The sequence below is a fragment of the Escherichia sp. MAL-1 genome (genome assembly GCF_052948035.1).
Genome location: NZ_CM129609.1, coordinates 2,243,609 through 2,260,855 on the forward strand (window position 1 = coordinate 2,243,609; position 17,247 = coordinate 2,260,855).

General features: G+C 49.5%; 19 protein-coding genes. 16 read left to right on the plus strand and 3 right to left on the minus strand.

Going from position 1 to position 17,247, the window contains the following annotated elements; genetic code table 11:
- The first annotated feature begins 83 nt into the window (after positions 1–83).
- From ACU8XX_RS10940 to ldtE, 8 genes are all read left to right on the plus strand, one after another.
- Positions 84–272, plus strand: a complete 189-nt coding sequence (locus ACU8XX_RS10940; protein WP_001296104.1) for a YdiH family protein — start codon at positions 84–86, stop codon at positions 270–272.
- A gap of 547 nt (positions 273–819) precedes the next feature.
- Complete coding sequence (sufA, locus tag ACU8XX_RS10945; protein ID WP_000367171.1) at positions 820–1,188, plus strand: Fe-S cluster assembly scaffold SufA; 369 nt, start codon at positions 820–822, stop codon at positions 1,186–1,188.
- A gap of 8 nt (positions 1,189–1,196) precedes the next feature.
- Complete coding sequence (gene sufB / locus ACU8XX_RS10950) at positions 1,197–2,684, plus strand: Fe-S cluster assembly protein SufB (RefSeq protein ID WP_001300696.1); 1,488 nt, start codon at positions 1,197–1,199, stop codon at positions 2,682–2,684.
- 9 nt (positions 2,685–2,693) lie between these two features.
- Positions 2,694–3,440 (plus strand): Fe-S cluster assembly ATPase SufC, encoded by a 747-nt coding sequence (sufC, locus tag ACU8XX_RS10955; protein ID WP_000948872.1) that lies wholly within the window; start codon positions 2,694–2,696, stop codon positions 3,438–3,440.
- Positions 3,415–4,686 (plus strand): Fe-S cluster assembly protein SufD, encoded by a 1,272-nt coding sequence (gene sufD / locus ACU8XX_RS10960; RefSeq protein ID WP_000907948.1) that lies wholly within the window; start codon positions 3,415–3,417, stop codon positions 4,684–4,686. The genes sufC and sufD overlap by 26 nt, the downstream gene beginning before the upstream one ends.
- Entirely contained in the window at positions 4,683–5,903 is a 1,221-nt protein-coding gene (gene sufS / locus ACU8XX_RS10965; RefSeq protein WP_000144540.1) for a cysteine desulfurase SufS, read from the plus strand. The genes sufD and sufS overlap by 4 nt, the downstream gene beginning before the upstream one ends.
- 12 nt (positions 5,904–5,915) lie before the next feature.
- Positions 5,916–6,332 carry a cysteine desulfuration protein SufE gene (gene sufE / locus ACU8XX_RS10970; RefSeq protein ID WP_000279735.1) on the plus strand — a complete coding sequence of 139 codons (417 nt, stop codon included), beginning with the start codon at positions 5,916–5,918 and terminating at the stop codon, positions 6,330–6,332.
- Between the two features lie 148 nt (positions 6,333–6,480).
- Positions 6,481–7,485, plus strand: coding sequence for a L,D-transpeptidase LdtE (gene ldtE / locus ACU8XX_RS10975; RefSeq protein ID WP_000817098.1), 1,005 nt, complete (start codon positions 6,481–6,483; stop codon positions 7,483–7,485).
- A 63-nt stretch (positions 7,486–7,548) separates the two neighbouring features.
- Here ldtE and lpp read toward each other — a convergent pair whose 3' ends face one another.
- From lpp to ynhH, 3 genes are all read right to left on the minus strand, one after another.
- The gene (gene lpp, locus ACU8XX_RS10980; RefSeq protein WP_000648420.1) at positions 7,549–7,785 is read right to left on the minus strand and encodes a murein lipoprotein Lpp; all 237 of its coding nucleotides are present in this window, start codon (positions 7,783–7,785) and stop codon (positions 7,549–7,551) included.
- 310 nt (positions 7,786–8,095) lie between these two features.
- Positions 8,096–9,508: a pyruvate kinase PykF gene (gene pykF, locus ACU8XX_RS10985; RefSeq protein WP_001295403.1), complete on the minus strand. Its 1,413-nt coding sequence runs from the start codon at positions 9,506–9,508 to the stop codon at positions 8,096–8,098.
- Positions 9,509–9,515: 7 nt separating this feature from the next.
- Positions 9,516–9,710 (minus strand): protein YnhH, encoded by a 195-nt coding sequence (gene ynhH / locus ACU8XX_RS10990; protein ID WP_240806354.1) that lies wholly within the window; start codon positions 9,708–9,710, stop codon positions 9,516–9,518.
- Between the two features lie 354 nt (positions 9,711–10,064).
- Between ynhH and fumD the strand changes: the two genes are divergently transcribed.
- The 8 genes from fumD to ydhT all read left to right on the plus strand — a co-directional run bounded on the left by fumD (position 10,065) and on the right by ydhT (position 17,236).
- Positions 10,065–10,274, plus strand: a complete 210-nt coding sequence (fumD, locus tag ACU8XX_RS10995) for a fumarate hydratase FumD (protein ID WP_000528342.1) — start codon at positions 10,065–10,067, stop codon at positions 10,272–10,274.
- A gap of 156 nt (positions 10,275–10,430) precedes the next feature.
- A protein-coding gene (locus ACU8XX_RS11000) for an IS1-like element IS1A family transposase (RefSeq protein WP_103215986.1) occupies positions 10,431–11,128 on the plus strand; the annotation gives its coding sequence in 2 pieces (ribosomal slippage) (positions 10,431–10,680 and positions 10,680–11,128; 699 coding nt in all).
- 377 nt (positions 11,129–11,505) lie between these two features.
- Positions 11,506–12,132, plus strand: coding sequence for a ferredoxin-like protein (locus ACU8XX_RS11005; RefSeq protein WP_001070230.1), 627 nt, complete (start codon positions 11,506–11,508; stop codon positions 12,130–12,132).
- Between the two features lie 20 nt (positions 12,133–12,152).
- Positions 12,153–14,255, plus strand: coding sequence for an aldehyde ferredoxin oxidoreductase (locus ACU8XX_RS11010; protein ID WP_001273527.1), 2,103 nt, complete (start codon positions 12,153–12,155; stop codon positions 14,253–14,255).
- A gap of 12 nt (positions 14,256–14,267) precedes the next feature.
- A complete protein-coding gene (locus tag ACU8XX_RS11015) occupies positions 14,268–14,906 on the plus strand; it encodes a YdhW family putative oxidoreductase system protein (RefSeq protein WP_001301419.1) in 639 nt (212 codons plus the stop codon).
- A 63-nt stretch (positions 14,907–14,969) separates the two neighbouring features.
- Entirely contained in the window at positions 14,970–15,638 is a 669-nt protein-coding gene (locus ACU8XX_RS11020) for a 4Fe-4S dicluster domain-containing protein (RefSeq protein WP_001349911.1), read from the plus strand.
- Complete coding sequence (gene phsC / locus ACU8XX_RS11025) at positions 15,635–16,420, plus strand: thiosulfate reductase cytochrome B subunit (RefSeq protein WP_001069977.1); 786 nt, start codon at positions 15,635–15,637, stop codon at positions 16,418–16,420. The genes ACU8XX_RS11020 and phsC overlap by 4 nt, the downstream gene beginning before the upstream one ends.
- Positions 16,421–16,423: 3 nt before the next feature.
- A complete protein-coding gene (gene ydhT, locus ACU8XX_RS11030) occupies positions 16,424–17,236 on the plus strand; it encodes a protein YdhT (protein WP_000587527.1) in 813 nt (270 codons plus the stop codon).
- The last annotated feature ends 11 nt before the right edge of the window (positions 17,237–17,247 follow it).

Consider the following 17,247-nt stretch of genomic DNA (forward strand, 5'->3'; position numbering starts at 1 on the left):
GTGTGACGCATATTGCTTTTGGTCATTATCTGCACAGTAAACGGTGGTATACTGTGCAGGTCTTGTCTAAAAGCGAGGATGCTATGTCTACTCAACTTGATCCCACCCAGCTGGCCATTGAATTTTTACGCCGTGACCAGAGCAATCTTTCACCTGCCCAATATCTCAAACGTCTGAAACAACTAGAACTTGAATTTGCTGACCTGCTTACTCTCTCTTCTGCTGAATTAAAAGAAGAAATCTACTTTGCCTGGCGTCTGGGCGTGCATTGATCCTGACTTAATGCCGCAAGTTCGCCAAATCGACTTGGATTAACCTCCGTCCAGGTTCGATGACCTTCTTAATACTGCTTATCTACCGCCTGATATTGTTCAAAAATAACACTAATCGCAGTTTGTGTTAAAACGGCGGGTTAGCTTTATGAGATTATTCTTATCGCCCCTTCAAGAGCTAAGCCACTGAGAGTGCCGGAGATAAGCGCCGGATGGGGTAGAAACCCTTTAGCCTGTGTCGCACAGACTTAAGGGTTTTCTTATTTCTGAACGCTGCACTTTTTTACCTATCTCTTAAATAGTCATTTTCAATACAACTTTTTCTTTTTCATCACAGCCTTAATGCTCCTTAGATAATAACCATTATCTAACAATGAGATACCTAATTCTTAGCGTGCCTGTTAACCCACACATCAGGGTCTATGCTTATTAAAAGCAGGCAAAAAGCATGTTTTACGGTAAAGCCCCTGCGTTTGCTGGGTTGAACTGATAATCATTATCACTAACATGCTGTTATACGCTGAAAGCGATGAAGTGAGGTAAATCGATGGACATGCATTCAGGAACCTTTAATCCACAGGATTTCGCCTGGCAAGGCTTAACGCTGACACCCGCAGCCGCTGTCCACATCCGCGAGCTGGTGGCAAAGCAGCCGGGTATGGTCGGTGTGCGCTTAGGCGTGAAGCAAACAGGCTGCGCGGGCTTTGGCTATGTGCTCGACAGTGTTAGCGAGCCGGACAAAGACGATCTGCTGTTTGAACACGACGGCGCGAAGCTGTTTGTCCCGCTACAAGCGATGCCGTTTATTGATGGCACGGAAGTCGATTTCGTTCGTGAAGGACTTAATCAGATATTCAAATTTCACAACCCTAAAGCCCAGAATGAATGTGGCTGTGGCGAAAGCTTTGGGGTATAGGCGGTACTATGTCTCGTAATACTGAAGCAACTGACGATGTCAAAACCTGGACCGGCGGCCCGCTGAATTATAAAGAAGGATTCTTCACCCAGTTAGTCACCGATGAGCTGGCAAAGGGGATAAACGAAGAGGTGGTGCGCGCAATTTCGGCGAAGCGTAATGAGCCGGAGTGGATGCTGGAGTTTCGTCTAAACGCCTATCGCGCATGGCTGGAGATGGAAGAACCGCACTGGTTGAAAGCGCACTACGACAAGCTGAATTATCAGGATTACAGCTACTACTCGGCACCATCGTGCGGTAATTGTGACGACACTTGCGCGTCTGAATCTGGCGCGGTGCAGCAAACTGGCGCGAACGCCTTTTTAAGTAAAGAGGTGGAGGCGGCGTTTGAGCAGTTGGGCGTTCCCGTGCGGGAAGGCAAAGAGGTGGCGGTGGATGCCATTTTCGACTCAGTTTCGGTTGCCACTACTTATCGCGAAAAACTGGCGGAGCAGGGAATTATTTTCTGTTCCTTTGGTGAGGCGATCCACGATCACCCGGAACTGGTGCGTAAATATCTCGGCACCGTGGTGCCGGGGAATGACAACTTCTTTGCCGCGCTTAATGCGGCGGTAGCCTCTGACGGTACGTTTATTTATGTGCCTAAAGGCGTGCGCTGCCCGATGGAACTTTCCACCTATTTTCGCATTAACGCGGAAAAAACCGGGCAGTTTGAGCGCACCATTCTGGTGGCCGACGAAGACAGCTACGTCAGCTACATTGAAGGCTGTTCCGCTCCGGTGCGTGACAGCTATCAGTTACACGCGGCAGTGGTGGAAGTCATCATCCATAAAAACGCCGAGGTGAAATATTCCACGGTACAAAACTGGTTCCCTGGCGATAACAACACCGGCGGTATTCTCAACTTCGTCACCAAGCGTGCTTTGTGCGAAGGCGAAAACAGCAAAATGTCATGGACGCAATCAGAAACCGGGTCAGCGATTACGTGGAAATATCCCAGCTGCATTTTGCGCGGCGATAACTCCATTGGTGAGTTTTACTCAGTGGCGCTGACCAGCGGTCATCAGCAAGCGGATACCGGCACCAAGATGATCCACATCGGTAAAAACACCAAATCGACCATTATCTCGAAAGGGATCTCTGCCGGACATAGTCAGAACAGTTATCGCGGCTTAGTGAAAATCATGCCGACGGCAACCAATGCGCGCAATTTCACTCAGTGCGACTCAATGCTGATTGGCGCTAATTGTGGGGCGCATACCTTCCCGTATGTTGAGTGTCGTAACAATAGTGCGCAACTGGAACACGAGGCAACGACATCACGTATTGGTGAAGATCAACTGTTTTACTGCCTGCAACGCGGGATCAGCGAAGAAGACGCCATCTCGATGATTGTTAACGGTTTCTGCAAAGACGTGTTCTCGGAGCTGCCGTTGGAATTTGCCGTTGAAGCACAAAAACTCCTCGCCATCAGTCTTGAACACAGCGTCGGATAAGGAATAAACATGTTAAGTATTAAAGATTTACACGTCAGCGTGGAAGATAAAGCTATCCTGCGCGGATTAAGCCTCGACGTTCGTCCCGGCGAAGTTCACGCCATTATGGGGCCAAACGGTTCGGGCAAAAGTACCTTATCGGCAACGCTTGCCGGGCGAGAAGATTATGAAGTGACGGGCGGCACGGTTGAGTTCAAAGGCAAAGATTTGCTTGCGCTGTCGCCGGAAGATCGCGCGGGCGAAGGCATCTTTATGGCCTTCCAGTATCCGGTGGAAATTCCCGGCGTCAGTAACCAGTTTTTCCTGCAAACGGCACTTAATGCGGTGCGCAGCTATCGCGGCCAGGAAACGCTCGACCGCTTTGATTTTCAGGATTTGATGGAAGAGAAAATCGCTCTCCTGAAGATGCCGGAAGATTTATTAACCCGTTCGGTAAACGTTGGTTTTTCCGGCGGCGAGAAAAAGCGCAACGATATTTTGCAAATGGCGGTGCTGGAACCGGAGTTATGCATTCTTGATGAGTCAGACTCCGGGCTGGATATTGACGCATTAAAAGTGGTTGCCGATGGCGTGAACTCGCTGCGTGACGGCAAGCGTTCATTCATCATTGTTACGCACTACCAACGCATTCTCGACTACATCAAGCCTGATTACGTCCATGTGCTGTATCAGGGACGAATTGTGAAATCCGGCGATTTCACGTTGGTCAAACAACTGGAGGAGCAGGGTTATGGCTGGCTTACCGAACAGCAGTAACGCGCTGCAACAGTGGCATCACTTGTTTGAAGCTGACGGAGCGAAACGCTCTCCGCAAGCACAGCAGCATTTACAACAATTGCTGCGTACCGGACTGCCGACACGTAAACATGAAAACTGGAAATATACGCCGCTGGAAGGGCTGACCAATAGCCAGTTTGTCAGCATTGCGGGAGAGATATCCCCACAGCAGCGTGATGCCTTAGCGTTAACATTAGACGCTGTGCGGCTGGTTTTTGTCGATGGACGTTACGTGTCAGCACTGAGCGATGCGACTGAAGGCAGCGGGTATGAAGTGAGCATTAACGACGACCGTCAGGGGGTACCCGACGCTATTCAGGCGGAAGTGTTTCTGCATTTGACGGAAAGCCTGGCACAAAGCGTGACGCATATCGCCGTGAAGCGCGGTCAACGGCCGGCAAAGCCATTGCTGTTAATGCATATTACCCAGGGCGTGGCAGGTGAAGAGGTCAACACTGCCCATTACCGACATCATCTGGATCTGGCGGAAGGTGCCGAAGCAACGGTGATCGAACATTTTGTCAGCCTTAATGATGCTCGTCACTTCACCGGCGCACGGTTCACTATCAATGTCGCAGCGAACGCCCACTTGCAGCATATCAAGCTGGCGTTTGAAAACCCGGTCAGTCACCACTTTGCCCATAACGATTTGTTGCTGGCTGACGATGCCACCGCATTTAGCCATAGTTTCCTGCTGGGTGGCGCAGTGTTACGACACAACACCAGTACGCAACTCAATGGCGAAAACAGCACGCTGCGGATCAATAGCCTGGCGATGCCGGTGAAAAACGAGGTGTGTGATACCCGCACCTGGCTGGAACACAATAAAGGTTTTTGTAACAGCCGACAGTTGCACAAAACTATCGTCAGCGACAAAGGCCGCGCGGTATTTAACGGTTTGATCAACGTCGCGCAGCACGCCATCAAAACGGATGGTCAGATGACCAACAATAATCTGCTGATGGGCAAACTGGCGGAAGTGGATACGAAACCGCAGCTGGAAATCTATGCAGATGATGTGAAATGCAGCCACGGCGCGACGGTGGGGCGTATTGATGATGAACAGATGTTCTATCTGCGCTCGCGCGGGATCAATCAGCAGGATGCCCAGCAGATGATCATTTACGCCTTTGCTGCTGAACTGACGGAAGCACTGCGTGATGAGGGGCTTAAACAGCAGGTGCTGGCCCGAATCGGTCAACGACTGCCAGGAGGTGTAAGATGACTTTTTCCGTCGACAAAGTGCGGGCCGACTTTCCGGTGCTTTCTCGTGAGGTAAACGGTTTGCCGCTGGCTTATCTCGACAGCGCCGCCAGTGCGCAGAAACCGGGCCAGGTGATTGACGCCGAGGCCGAGTTTTATCGTCACGGCTACGCGGCGGTGCATCGCGGTATTCATACCTTAAGCGCCCAGGCGACCGAGAAAATGGAGAACGTACGCAAGCAGGCATCGTTGTTTATCAACGCCCGTTCGGCGGAAGAGCTGGTGTTCGTCCGCGGCACGACGGAAGGGATCAATCTGGTCGCCAATAGCTGGGGCAACAGCAACGTGCGGGCGGGCGATAACATCATCATAAGTCAGATGGAGCACCACGCTAACATTGTTCCCTGGCAGATGCTTTGCGCACGCGTTGGCGCAGAGCTGCGTGTGATCCCGCTCAATCCCGACGGTACGTTGCAACTGGAGACGCTGCCTACGCTGTTTGATGAGAAAACTCGCCTGCTGGCAATTACTCATGTCTCCAACGTGCTTGGCACAGAAAATCCACTGGCGGAAATGATCACGCTTGCGCACCAGCATGGCGCAAAAGTGCTGGTGGATGGCGCTCAGGCGGTGATGCATCATCCGGTGGATGTTCAGGCGCTGGATTGCGACTTTTACGTGTTCTCCGGGCATAAACTGTATGGCCCCACCGGAATTGGCATTCTTTATGTGAAAGAAGCCTTGTTGCAGGAGATGCCGCCGTGGGAAGGGGGCGGTTCTATGATCGCCACCGTCAGCCTGAGTGAAGGCACTACCTGGACCAAAGCACCATGGCGGTTTGAAGCCGGTACACCCAATACCGGGGGCATCATTGGTCTTGGCGCGGCGCTGGAGTATGTTTCGGCGCTGGGGCTTAATAACATAGCCGAGTATGAACAGAATCTGATGCATTACGCGCTATCACAGCTGGAATCTGTACCGGATCTCACTCTCTATGGCCCACAAAACAGGCTTGGCGTTATTGCTTTTAATCTCGGTAAACACCACGCCTATGATGTTGGCAGTTTTCTCGATAATTACGGCATTGCTGTGCGTACCGGACATCACTGCGCTATGCCATTAATGGCCTATTACAACGTCCCTGCGATGTGTCGGGCGTCGCTGGCCATGTATAACACCCATGAAGAAGTGGATCGTCTGGTGACCGGATTGCAACGTATTCACCGTCTGCTGGGATAACAGGGAGGCACTATGGCTGTATTGCCGGATAAAGAAAAATTGCTGCGTAATTTTTTACGCTGCGCCAACTGGGAAGAGAAATATCTCTACATTATTGAGCTGGGCCAGCGTCTGCCAGAATTACGCGACGAAGACCGAAGCCCACAAAATAGCATTCAGGGCTGCCAGAGTCAGGTGTGGATTGTCATGCGCCAGAATGCGCAGGGAATTATTGAATTGCAGGGCGACAGCGATGCGGCGATTGTGAAAGGGCTTATTGCGGTCGTCTTTATTCTCTACGATCAGATGACGCCGCAGGATATTGTCAGTTTCGATGTGCGTCCGTGGTTTGAAAAAATGGCGCTCACCCAACATCTCACCCCATCTCGTTCACAAGGTCTGGAAGCGATGATTCGCGCAATTCGCGCCAAAGCCGCTGCACTTAGCTAAACTAAAGGGACAGCTTTCATCCGGTTGGCTCACATTGCCGGATGGTCAATGTTTACACTGACCTGCACAGGAGTGTTTCGGTTTCAGGTGAACATAAGCGCCATCCGACGTTTCAGCGTGAGTCTCCGGCAAATACAGGAGGTTTACAATGAAACGCGCGTCTTTGCTTACACTCACGCTTATCGGCGCTTTTAGCGCCATCCAGGCTGCCTGGGCGGTTGATTATCCGCTACCACCAACCGGAAGCCGACTGGTTGGGCAAAATCAAACGTATACGGTGCAGGAAGGGGATAAAAACCTTCAGGCTATTGCCCGTCGTTTTGATACTGCGGCAATGTTGATCCTTGAAGCCAATAACACTATCGCCCCGGTGCCAAAACCTGGTACGACGATAACTATTCCTTCGCAACTGTTATTACCTGATGCGCCGCGTCAGGGGATTATCGTTAACCTTGCAGAGCTGCGCCTTTATTATTATCCGCCGGGAGAAAATATCGTGCAGGTTTATCCGATAGGTATTGGCTTGCAGGGGCTGGAAACGCCGGTGATGGAAACGCGTGTGGGGCAGAAAATCCCTAACCCAACCTGGACGCCTACGGCAGGCATTCGTCAGCGTTCGCTGGAGCGTGGCATTAAATTACCTCCAGTCGTCCCTGCCGGGCCAAATAACCCACTAGGACGTTACGCACTGCGCCTCGCGCATGGTAATGGCGAATACCTCATTCATGGCACCAGTGCGCCGGACAGCGTCGGTTTGCGCGTCAGTTCAGGGTGTATTCGCATGAATGCACCGGATATTAAAGCCTTGTTCTCCAGCGTGCGGACGGGAACGCCGGTGAAAGTGATCAACGAACCGGTGAAATATTCCGTGGAGCCTAACGGGATGCGTTATGTTGAAGTACATCGACCACTATCGGCAGAAGAACAGCAGAACGTTCAGACAATGCCATACACACTGCCAGCAGGCTTTACGCAATTTAAAGACAATAAGGCTGTAGATCAGAAGTTAGTCGATAAAGCGTTGTATCGTCGGGCAGGGTATCCGGTTGCGGTGAGCAGTGGAGCAACTCCCACAGCCAGCAATGCGCCTTCAGTAGAGTCAGCGCAGAATGGTGAACCAGAGCAAGGGAATATGTTACGCGCGACGCAGTAGCGGTAAATGGCAGACAAAAAAAATGGCGCACAATGTGCGCCATTTTTCACTTCACAGGTACTATTACTTGCGGTATTTAGTAGCCATGTTGTCCAGACGCTGGTTAGCACGAGCTGCGTCATCTTTAGCAGCCTGAACGTCGGAACGCATTGCGTTCACGTCGTTGCTCAGCTGGTCAACTTTAGCGTTCAGAGTCTGAACGTCAGAAGACAGCTGATCGATTTTAGCGTTGCTGGAGCAACCTGCCAGCAGAGTAGAACCCAGGATTACCGCGCCCAGTACCAGTTTAGTAGCTTTCATTATTAATACCCTCTAGATTGAGTTAATCTCCATGTAGCGTTACAAGTATTACACAAAGTTTTTTATGTTGAGAATATTTTTTTGATGGGAAGGCACTTATTTTTGATCGTTCGCTCAAAGAAGCATCGAACGCTGGGTTTTAGATAAAAAAATTGAGAGAAAACAGGATGCTTCCATCGGATTCATCTTAGATAAAGTGAGATTATATAGTGAAATCCGATTTGATTTTTTATTGCTTCTGGTTATCGATTAAATAAAAAAAGCGCCCATCAGGGCGCTTCGATATACAAATTAATTCACAAAAGCAATATTACAGGACGTGAACAGATGCGGTGTTAGTAGTGCCGCTCGGTACCAGTGCACCAGAAACCATAACTACGACGTCACCTTTGTGTGCCAGACCGCTCTGCAGAGCCAGTTCTTTACCCAGACGGTAGAAATCATCAGTAGAAGTGATCTCTTTAACCAGCTGCGGCACAACGCCTTTGCTCAGTACCAACTGATGAGCCGTTTTTTCGTTGGTGGTCAGTGCCAGGATGGTGGCATCCGGGAAGTATTTACGTACTGCGCGAGCAGATTTACCGCCCTGAGTAGCAACCACGATCAGCGGAGCATCCAGTTTTTCAGCAGTTTCAACGGCACCACGGCATACCGCTTCGGTAATGCGCAGTTTACGGTTGTCATTGTTGAACTCGAGACGGCTGTTCATCACGCGGTCGGTACGTTCGCAGATGGTCGCCATGATAGAAACCGCTTCCAGCGGGTATTTACCTTTTGCGGATTCACCAGACAGCATCACTGCGTCAGTACCGTCGAGGATGGCGTTTGCAACGTCACCGGCTTCTGCGCGAGTCGGGCGTGGGTTTTTGATCATGGAATCCAGCATCTGGGTCGCAGTGATAACGACTTTACGTGCACGGATACATTTTTCGATCATCATCTTCTGGGCGAAGATAACTTCTTCTACCGGGATTTCTACACCCAGGTCGCCACGCGCAACCATGATGCCGTCAGAGGCTTCGAGGATTTCGTCGAAGTTGTTGAGGCCTTCCTGGTTTTCGATTTTGGAGATGATGTGGATGTTTTCGCCGCCGTGCGCTTTCAGGTGCTCACGGATTTCGATAACGTCAGAACGCTTACGAATAAAGGAAGCAGCAACAAAGTCTACGCCTTGTTCGCAACCAAAGATCAGGTCCTGTTTGTCTTTTTCAGCCAGTGCTGGCAGAGCAATGGAAACGCCAGGCAGGTTCACACCTTTGTTTTCGCCCAGGTCACCGTTGTTCAGCACTTTACAGATAACTTTGTTACCTTCAATGGCGGTAACTTCCATACCGATCAGACCATCGTCAACCAGTACGGTGTTGCCAACAGACAGGTCAGTAGTGAAACCTTCATACGTTACCGCAACCATTTCGCTGTTGCCGATAACAGATTTATCAGTGGTGAAAGTAAAGGTCTGACCAGCTTTCAGAGAAACGTCGTTACCGCCTTCCAGTTTCATGGTGCGGATTTCCGGACCTTTGGTATCAAGCAGGATAGCGGCGGTTTTACCAGTTTTGCTCATCACGTTGCGCAGATTCTGAATGCGCTGACCGTGTTCTGCATAGTCACCATGAGAGAAGTTCAGACGCATAACGTTCATGCCAGCGTCCAGCATTTTAGCTAACATCTCTTCAGATTCGGTTTTCGGTCCGATGGTGCAAACAATTTTGGTCTTTTTCATGACAGTCTTAGTCTTTAAGTTGAGAAGGATGGGAGAAACTTGCTTTCTGGGCGCACTGCCGGAAAGCGAATCCGGTATTACGAAAGTGGTGGTGCCTCGCTCTAAGGATAGGTGACATCGAAAAAGCGTGCAGAGGAATGTGTGCTTGTGTCTCAGCCCAACGTGAGTGCCTGTTTTTGAGTCGTTGAGTTCTACAGTCCAAAGTGCTGAAACCATTCAAGAGTCAATTGGCGCGCATTATACGCTGAAATTAATCCAAAAGGAAAACAAAAACAGCGTTTCAAAAAATATACAACTTGTTAGACAATAAATTGTTATCAAAGATTTAACGTTCCAGGGAAAAGGTTACGCAAAAACTTCACTGTTTGCGCAACGTCTGGTGCCGAAGTTGTCAGTGTGAGGATAAGTGAAAGTTCATCCGGTGTATAAATATATCATCGCTCAATTGCTACAGTTAAAATAATTTATCGCGTTATTTGTCTGATTTTGTTTGATTTTTGTTTAATTGGTTAGATTGATATATGCTGATAGTTGGCATGATAAATAGGTATAAAGAATGGGAAATCGGACAAAAGAGGATGAACTGTACCGAGAAATGTGCAGAGTTGTCGGTAAAGTTGTGCTGGAAATGCGCGATCTGGGGCAGGAACCAAAGCATATTGTTATCGCAGGCGTATTACGTACAGCATTAGCCAATAAACGCATTCAGCGCAGTGAGCTGGAAAAGCAGGCGATGGAAACCGTCATTAACGCACTGGTAAAATGACCATTCAGGATGAGGCGGTAAGCTTCATCCTGATATTCTTGCTTCAGTTGCGGTCCAGTTAATCATTCTAAATAACAACTGCTGAAATTATACGAATTTCGGGTGATGCTGCCAACTTACTGATTTAGTGTATGATGGTGTTTTTGAGGTGCTCCAGTGGCTTCTGTTTCTATCAGCTGTCCCTCCTGTTCAGCTACTGACGGGGTGGTGCGTAACGGCAAAAGCACCGCCGGACATCAGCGCTATCTCTGCTCTCACTGCCGTAAAACATGGCAACTGCAGTTCACTTACACCGCTTCTCAACCCGGTACGCACCAGAAAATCATTGATATGGCCATGAATGGCGTTGGATGCCGGGCAACAGCCCGCATTATGGGCGTTGGCCTCAACACGATTTTACGTCACTTAAAAAACTCAGGCCGCAGTCGGTAACCTCGCGCATACAGCCGGGCAGTGACGTCATCGTCTGCGCGGAAATGGACGAACAGTGGGGCTATGTCGGGGCTAAATCGCGCCAGCGCTGGCTGTTTTACGCGTATGACAGGCTCCGGAAGACGGTTGTTGCGCACGTATTCGGTGAACGCACTATGGCGACGCTGGGGCGTCTTATGAGCCTGCTGTCACCCTTTGACGTGGTGATATGGATGACGGATGGCTGGCCGCTGTATGAATCCCGCCTGAAGGGAAAGCTGCACGTAATCAGCAAGCGATATACGCAGCGAATTGAGCGGCATAACCTGAATCTGAGGCAGCACCTGGCACGGCTGGGACGGAAGTCGCTGTCGTTCTCAAAATCGGTGGAGCTGCATGACAAAGTCATCGGGCATTATCTGAACATAAAACACTATCAATAAGTTGGAGTCATTACCCGAATTTCGGTATGTATTTTAATTTATAGCGATAATGTTATTTTTATTTTCTGCAATGAAAGTCACAAATAATTGTCGCTTAAGTTAAATTTATTTCAAATGATAATAAATATCAGTTCACTTATAATTTCTTGCTTTGTAATTTTAATTGATAACGATCAATGTTAAGGGCTCAGAATAATCACATTATTTTTTCTCCTAACCATAAAGGATTAGTTTATCGGCGTTAATCTTTTCTCATACACTATCGGGTTAGGGAAAATATCTGGTGTTGGGGACAGAGTCAGCAGCGTATTAGTTGAATGCTTAATATCAGGCTGCTGAATTGTCAGCACTGTGTTTGCGAAGAGGATGCGAAATAAATGAACCCGGTTGATCGTCCACTATTAGATATTGGCTTAACGCGATTAGAATTCTTGCGTATATCAGGAAAAGGCCTTGCTGGTCTAACAATTGCCCCTGCGTTACTGTCACTTTTGGGTTGCAAACAGGAAGATATTGATAGCGGCACAGTAGGGTTGATAAATACCCCCAAAGGGGTGCTGGTGACCCAGCGAGCGCGATGCACGGGTTGCCACCGCTGTGAAATCTCTTGTACCAACTTCAACGATGGCTCAGTAGGGACATTCTTCTCCCGTATCAAAATCCATCGCAATTATTTCTTTGGCGACAACGGGGTTGGCTCTGGCGGCGGCCTGTATGGCGATCTCAACTATACCGCGGACACCTGCCGTCAATGCAAAGAGCCGCAATGCATGAACGTCTGCCCGATTGGTGCGATTACCTGGCAGCAGAAAGAAGGCTGTATTACCGTCGATCATAAACGCTGTATTGGCTGTAGCGCCTGTACTACGGCATGCCCGTGGATGATGGCCACCGTAAATACCGAAAGTAAAAAATCCTCGAAATGTGTGTTATGCGGTGAATGCGCAAACGCCTGCCCAACAGGGGCGTTAAAAATTATCGAGTGGAAAGATATTACTGTGTGAATCTTGCAAAGGAAAAAATCATGGCTAACGGTTGGACAGGTAATATATTAAGAGTCAATCTCACGACAGGAAATATTACCCTCGAAGATTCCAGTAAGTTTAAAAGTTTTGTCGGTGGCATGGGCTTCGGCTACAAAATTATGTATGACGAAGTACCGCCAGGCACGAAACCTTTCGATGAAGCGAATAAATTAGTCTTTGCTACCGGCCCATTAACTGGATCTGGTGCCCCCTGTAGTTCTCGCGTAAATATCACCTCACTTTCTACTTTTACCAAAGGAAATTTAGTCGTCGATGCCCATATGGGTGGCTTTTTTGCAGCGCAAATGAAATTCGCTGGATACGACGTCATTATTATCGAAGGGAAGGCGAAATCACCGGTATGGCTGAAGATTAAAGATGACAAAGTTAGCCTGGAAAAAGCCGATTTCTTATGGGGAAAAGGGACGCGCGCAACGACGGAAGAAATTTGTCGATTGACCAGTCCGGAAACCTGTGTGGCGGCTATTGGTCAGGCTGGGGAAAACCTTGTTCCTCTCTCTGGCATGTTGAATAGCCGTAACCACAGCGGCGGTGCGGGAACTGGCGCAATAATGGGTTCGAAAAACCTGAAAGCGATTGCGGTTGAAGGGACGAAAGGGGTCAACATTGCCGATCGTCAGGAGATGAAGCGTCTCAATGATTACATGATGACTGAACTTATTGGTGCGAATAACAACCATGTCGTGCCAAGTACGCCACAATCGTGGGCAGAGTATTCAGATCCCAAGTCACGCTGGACAGCACGTAAAGGGCTGTTTTGGGGCGCGGCTGAAGGTGGTCCGATTGAAACGGGTGAAATTCCGCCAGGCAATCAGAATACGGTCGGCTTTCGTACCTATAAATCCGTTTTTGACTTAGGACCGGCGGCAGAGAAATACACAGTAAAAATGAGCGGCTGCCACTCTTGCCCGATCCGTTGTATGACCCAAATGAATATTCCTCGGGTGAAAGAGTTTGGCGTGCCCAGCACAGGTGGTAACACTTGTGTAGCAAACTTTGTCCATACCACCATCTTCCCGAACGGGCCGAAAGATTTTGAAGATAAAGACGATGGTCGTGTGATTGGTAACCTGGTGGGTCTGAATTTGTTCGATGACTACGGCCTATGGTGTAACTACGGGCAGTTGCATCGCGACTTTACTTATTGTTACAGCAAAGGTGTGTTCAAGCGTGTTCTGCCAGCTGAAGAGTATGCAGAAATTCGCTGGGATCAACTGGAAGCGGGTGACGTTAACTTCATTAAAGATTTTTACTACCGTCTGGCGCATCGTGTGGGTGAGCTGAGTCACCTGGCTGATGGTTCATATGCCATCGCAGAACGCTGGAATTTGGGTGAAGAGTACTGGGGCTACGCGAAAAATAAACTCTGGTCGCCGTTTGGCTATCCGGTTCACCATGCCAATGAAGCGTCAGCGCAGGTCGGTTCCATTGTTAACTGTATGTTCAACCGTGACTGCATGACGCATACCCATATCAACTTTATTGGTTCCGGCTTGCCATTGAAACTGCAACGTGAAGTGGCGAAAGAACTTTTTGGTTCTGAAGATGCTTACGATGAAACCAAAAACTACACGCCAATCAATGACGCAAAAATTAAATATGCAAAGTGGTCGCTGTTGCGGGTCTGTTTGCATAACGCCGTCACCCTGTGCAACTGGGTCTGGCCAATGACCGTTTCGCCGCTGAAAAGCCGTAATTACCGGGGCGATCTGGCGCTTGAAGCCAAATTCTTCAAAGCGATCACCGGCGAAGAGATGACTCAGGAAAAATTAGATTTAGCTGCAGAGCGTATTTTTACGTTGCATCGTGCCTACACGGTAAAACTGATGCAAACCAAAGATATGCGTAATGAACACGATCTTATCTGTTCCTGGGTATTCGACAAGGATCCGCAGATCCCGGTCTTTACTGAAGGTACTGACAAAATGGATCGTGACGATATGCATGCTTCGCTCACGATGTTCTACAAAGAAATGGGCTGGGACCCACAGCTTGGTTGTCCAACCCGCGAAACATTGCAGCGTCTGGGGCTGGAAGATATTGCCGCCGATCTGGCAGCACACAATCTACTGCCTGCGTAAGGAATGGGTAAGATGAACCATCAGGATGAATTGCCGTTAGCGAAAGTCAGCGAAGTTGACGAGGCGAAGCGGCAATGGTTGCAGGGGATGCGTCACCCCGTTGATACGGTAACCGAACCAGAACCTGCTGAAATCCTGGCTGAGTTCATTCGCCAGCATTCTGCGGCTGGGCAGCTGGTGGCGCGCGCCGTGTTTCTCTCGCCACCCTATTTGGTTGCAGAAGAGGAACTGTCAGTTTTGCTGGAAAGCATTAAGCAGAACGGAGACTACGCGGATATCGCTTGTTTGACGGGAAGCAAGGATGATTACTATTACTCAACGCAGGCCATGAGTGAAAACTACGCGGCGATGTCTTTGCAAGTTGTGGAGCAGGACATTTGTCGCGCCATTGCACACGCCGTTCGTTTTGAGTGCCAGACGTATCCTCGTCCTTACAAAGTCGCCATGCTGATGCAAGCGCCATATTACTTCCAGGAAGCGCAGATTGAAGCCGCGATCGCCGCGATGGATGTTGCACCTGAATATGCCGATATACGGCAGGTGGAGTCATCGACGGCGGTGTTGTACTTGTTTAGCGAGCGATTTATGACCTATGGCAAGGCTTATGGCTTATGCGAATGGTTCGAGGTAGAGCAGTTTCAGAACCCCTGAAATTTCAGGGAGATGTCATGGATAGGGTGGACAGTTGCAGCCACTGCATTAGGGGATAATCAGATGTCCTTCACTCGACGCAAATTTGTTCTGGGGATGGGAACAGTAATCTTTTTTACTGGTTCTGCGTCTTCTCTGTTAGCGAACACGAGGCAAGAAAAGGAAGTTCGGTATGCCATGATTCATGACGAGTCACGGTGCAATGGCTGTAATATTTGCGCCCGCGCATGCCGTAAAACTAACCACGTCCCCGCTCAGGGAAGCCGTTTATCGATAGCACACATTCCAGTCACCGATAACGACAACGAAACGCAGTATCACTTTTTTCGCCAGTCATGTCAGCACTGCGAAGATGCTCCGTGCATCGACGTTTGCCCGACGGGGGCATCGTGGCGTGATGAGCAGGGGATCGTGCGGGTAGAAAAATCGCAGTGCATCGGCTGCAGTTATTGCATTGGCGCTTGTCCGTACCAGGTTCGCTACCTTAACCCTGTCACTAAAGTGGCAGATAAATGTGATTTCTGCGCTGAGTCCCGGCTGGCAAAAGGCTTTCCGCCCATTTGCGTCAGCGCCTGCCCGGAACACGCATTGATCTTTGGTCGCGAAGATAGCCCAGAAATTCAGGCGTGGTTGCAGGATAATAAATACTATCAATATCAGCTACCTGGTGCCGGGAAACCGCATCTGTATCGCCGGTTCGGTCAACATTTGATTAAAAAGGAAAATGTATGAACCCGTCGCAACATGCTGAACAGTTTCAGAGCCAGTTAGCGAACTATGTGCCACAGTTCACTCCCGAATTTTGGCCGGTGTGGTTGATCATTGCCGGAGTATTGCTGGTTGGGATGTGGTTGGTGCTGGGGCTGCACGCCTTGCTTCGTGCTCGTGGCGTGAAGAAATCAGCCACCGATCATGGTGAGAAGATTTATCTTTACAGCAAAGCGGTCAGATTATGGCACTGGTCGAATGCGTTACTCTTTGTATTGTTGCTGGCAAGTGGGCTGATAAATCACTTTGCGCTGGTGGGCGCAACTGCGGTTAAAAGTCTGGTTGCGGTGCATGAAGTTTGCGGATTTTTGTTACTGGCATGCTGGCTCGGCTTTGTTCTGATCAATGCCGTTGGGGGTAATGGCCACCACTATCGCATTCGTCGTCAGGGTTGGCTGGAGCGGGCGGCAAAACAAACGCGATTTTATTTGTTTGGCATTATGCAGGGGGAAGAACATCCTTTCCCGGCAACAACCCAGTCTAAATTTAATCCCTTACAGCAGGTTGCCTATGTTGGTGTCATGTATGGATTGCTGCCGTTGTTACTATTGACGGGGCTGCTGTGTCTCTATCCGCAAGCCGTGGGAGATGTGTTTCCTGGCGTAAGATACTGGTTATTGCAGACACATTTTGCTCTGGCATTTATAAGCCTCTTTTTTATCTTCGGTCATCTTTATCTTTGCACCACGGGGCGTACGCCACACGAAACCTTTAAAAGCATGGTCGATGGCTATCACCGGCACTAACGAATGATCATTACACAAGCAGACCTGCGAGAATGGCGTATCGGAGCGGTGATGTATCGCTGGTTCCTGCGCCATTTCCCACGCGGCGGTAGTTATGCCGATATTCATCATGCACTGATTGAGGAAGGATATACGGACTGGGCGGAGAGTCTGGTTGAGTATGCGTGGAAAAAATGGCTGGCGGATGAAAACTTCGCGCATCAGGAAGTTTCCTCTATGCAAAAACTGGCCACAGACCCCGGAGAGAGACCATTTTGCAGTCAGTTTGCCCGCAGCGACGATCATGCTCGCATCGGCTGTTGTGAGGATAACGCCAGAATCGCAACCGCTGGGTATGCCGCGCAAATTGCCAGTATGGGTTATAGCGTGCGGATTGGAAGTGTCGGCTTTAACAGTCACATTGGCAGCTCCGGTGAACGCGCACGGGTTGCTGTAACCGGTAATTCTTCGCGGATAAGCAGCGCTGGAGATAGCAGTCGGATTGCGAATACCGGAATGCGAGTACGCGTTTGTACATTGGGTGAACGATGTCATGTCGCCAGTAATGGTGACCTGGTGCAAATCGCCAGCTTTGGCGCAAACGCCAGAATTGCCAACAGTGGCGACAATGTACACATCATTGCCAGCGGTGAAAATTCAACGGTAGTGAGCACGGGCGTGGTCGACTCAATTATTCTCGGGCCAGGAGGAAGCGCTGCACTGGTATATCATGACGGCGAAAGAGTTCGCTTCGCCGTCGCCATTGAAGGTGAAAACAATATTCGAGCCGGAGTCCGCTATCGTCTTAATGAACAGCATCAGTTTGTTGAGTGCTGATAGCTTTACCT

What these genes read in the sequence shown, in the direction of transcription:
- ACU8XX_RS10940 (WP_001296104.1), top strand. Translation starts at nt 84, where the DNA reads ATGTCTACTCAACTTGATCCCACCCAGCTGGCCATTGAATTTTTACGC.
- sufA (WP_000367171.1), top strand. Translation starts at nt 820, where the DNA reads ATGGACATGCATTCAGGAACCTTTAATCCACAGGATTTCGCCTGGCAA.
- sufB (WP_001300696.1), top strand. Translation starts at nt 1,197, where the DNA reads ATGTCTCGTAATACTGAAGCAACTGACGATGTCAAAACCTGGACCGGC.
- sufC (WP_000948872.1), top strand. Translation starts at nt 2,694, where the DNA reads ATGTTAAGTATTAAAGATTTACACGTCAGCGTGGAAGATAAAGCTATC.
- sufD (WP_000907948.1), top strand. Translation starts at nt 3,415, where the DNA reads ATGGCTGGCTTACCGAACAGCAGTAACGCGCTGCAACAGTGGCATCAC.
- sufS (WP_000144540.1), top strand. Translation starts at nt 4,683, where the DNA reads ATGACTTTTTCCGTCGACAAAGTGCGGGCCGACTTTCCGGTGCTTTCT.
- sufE (WP_000279735.1), top strand. Translation starts at nt 5,916, where the DNA reads ATGGCTGTATTGCCGGATAAAGAAAAATTGCTGCGTAATTTTTTACGC.
- ldtE (WP_000817098.1), top strand. Translation starts at nt 6,481, where the DNA reads ATGAAACGCGCGTCTTTGCTTACACTCACGCTTATCGGCGCTTTTAGC.
- lpp (WP_000648420.1), bottom strand. Translation starts at nt 7,785, where the DNA reads ATGAAAGCTACTAAACTGGTACTGGGCGCGGTAATCCTGGGTTCTACT.
- pykF (WP_001295403.1), bottom strand. Translation starts at nt 9,508, where the DNA reads ATGAAAAAGACCAAAATTGTTTGCACCATCGGACCGAAAACCGAATCT.
- fumD (WP_000528342.1), top strand. Translation starts at nt 10,065, where the DNA reads ATGGGAAATCGGACAAAAGAGGATGAACTGTACCGAGAAATGTGCAGA.
- ACU8XX_RS11005 (WP_001070230.1), top strand. Translation starts at nt 11,506, where the DNA reads ATGAACCCGGTTGATCGTCCACTATTAGATATTGGCTTAACGCGATTA.
- ACU8XX_RS11010 (WP_001273527.1), top strand. Translation starts at nt 12,153, where the DNA reads ATGGCTAACGGTTGGACAGGTAATATATTAAGAGTCAATCTCACGACA.
- ACU8XX_RS11015 (WP_001301419.1), top strand. Translation starts at nt 14,268, where the DNA reads ATGAACCATCAGGATGAATTGCCGTTAGCGAAAGTCAGCGAAGTTGAC.
- ACU8XX_RS11020 (WP_001349911.1), top strand. Translation starts at nt 14,970, where the DNA reads ATGTCCTTCACTCGACGCAAATTTGTTCTGGGGATGGGAACAGTAATC.
- phsC (WP_001069977.1), top strand. Translation starts at nt 15,635, where the DNA reads ATGAACCCGTCGCAACATGCTGAACAGTTTCAGAGCCAGTTAGCGAAC.
- ydhT (WP_000587527.1), top strand. Translation starts at nt 16,424, where the DNA reads ATGATCATTACACAAGCAGACCTGCGAGAATGGCGTATCGGAGCGGTG.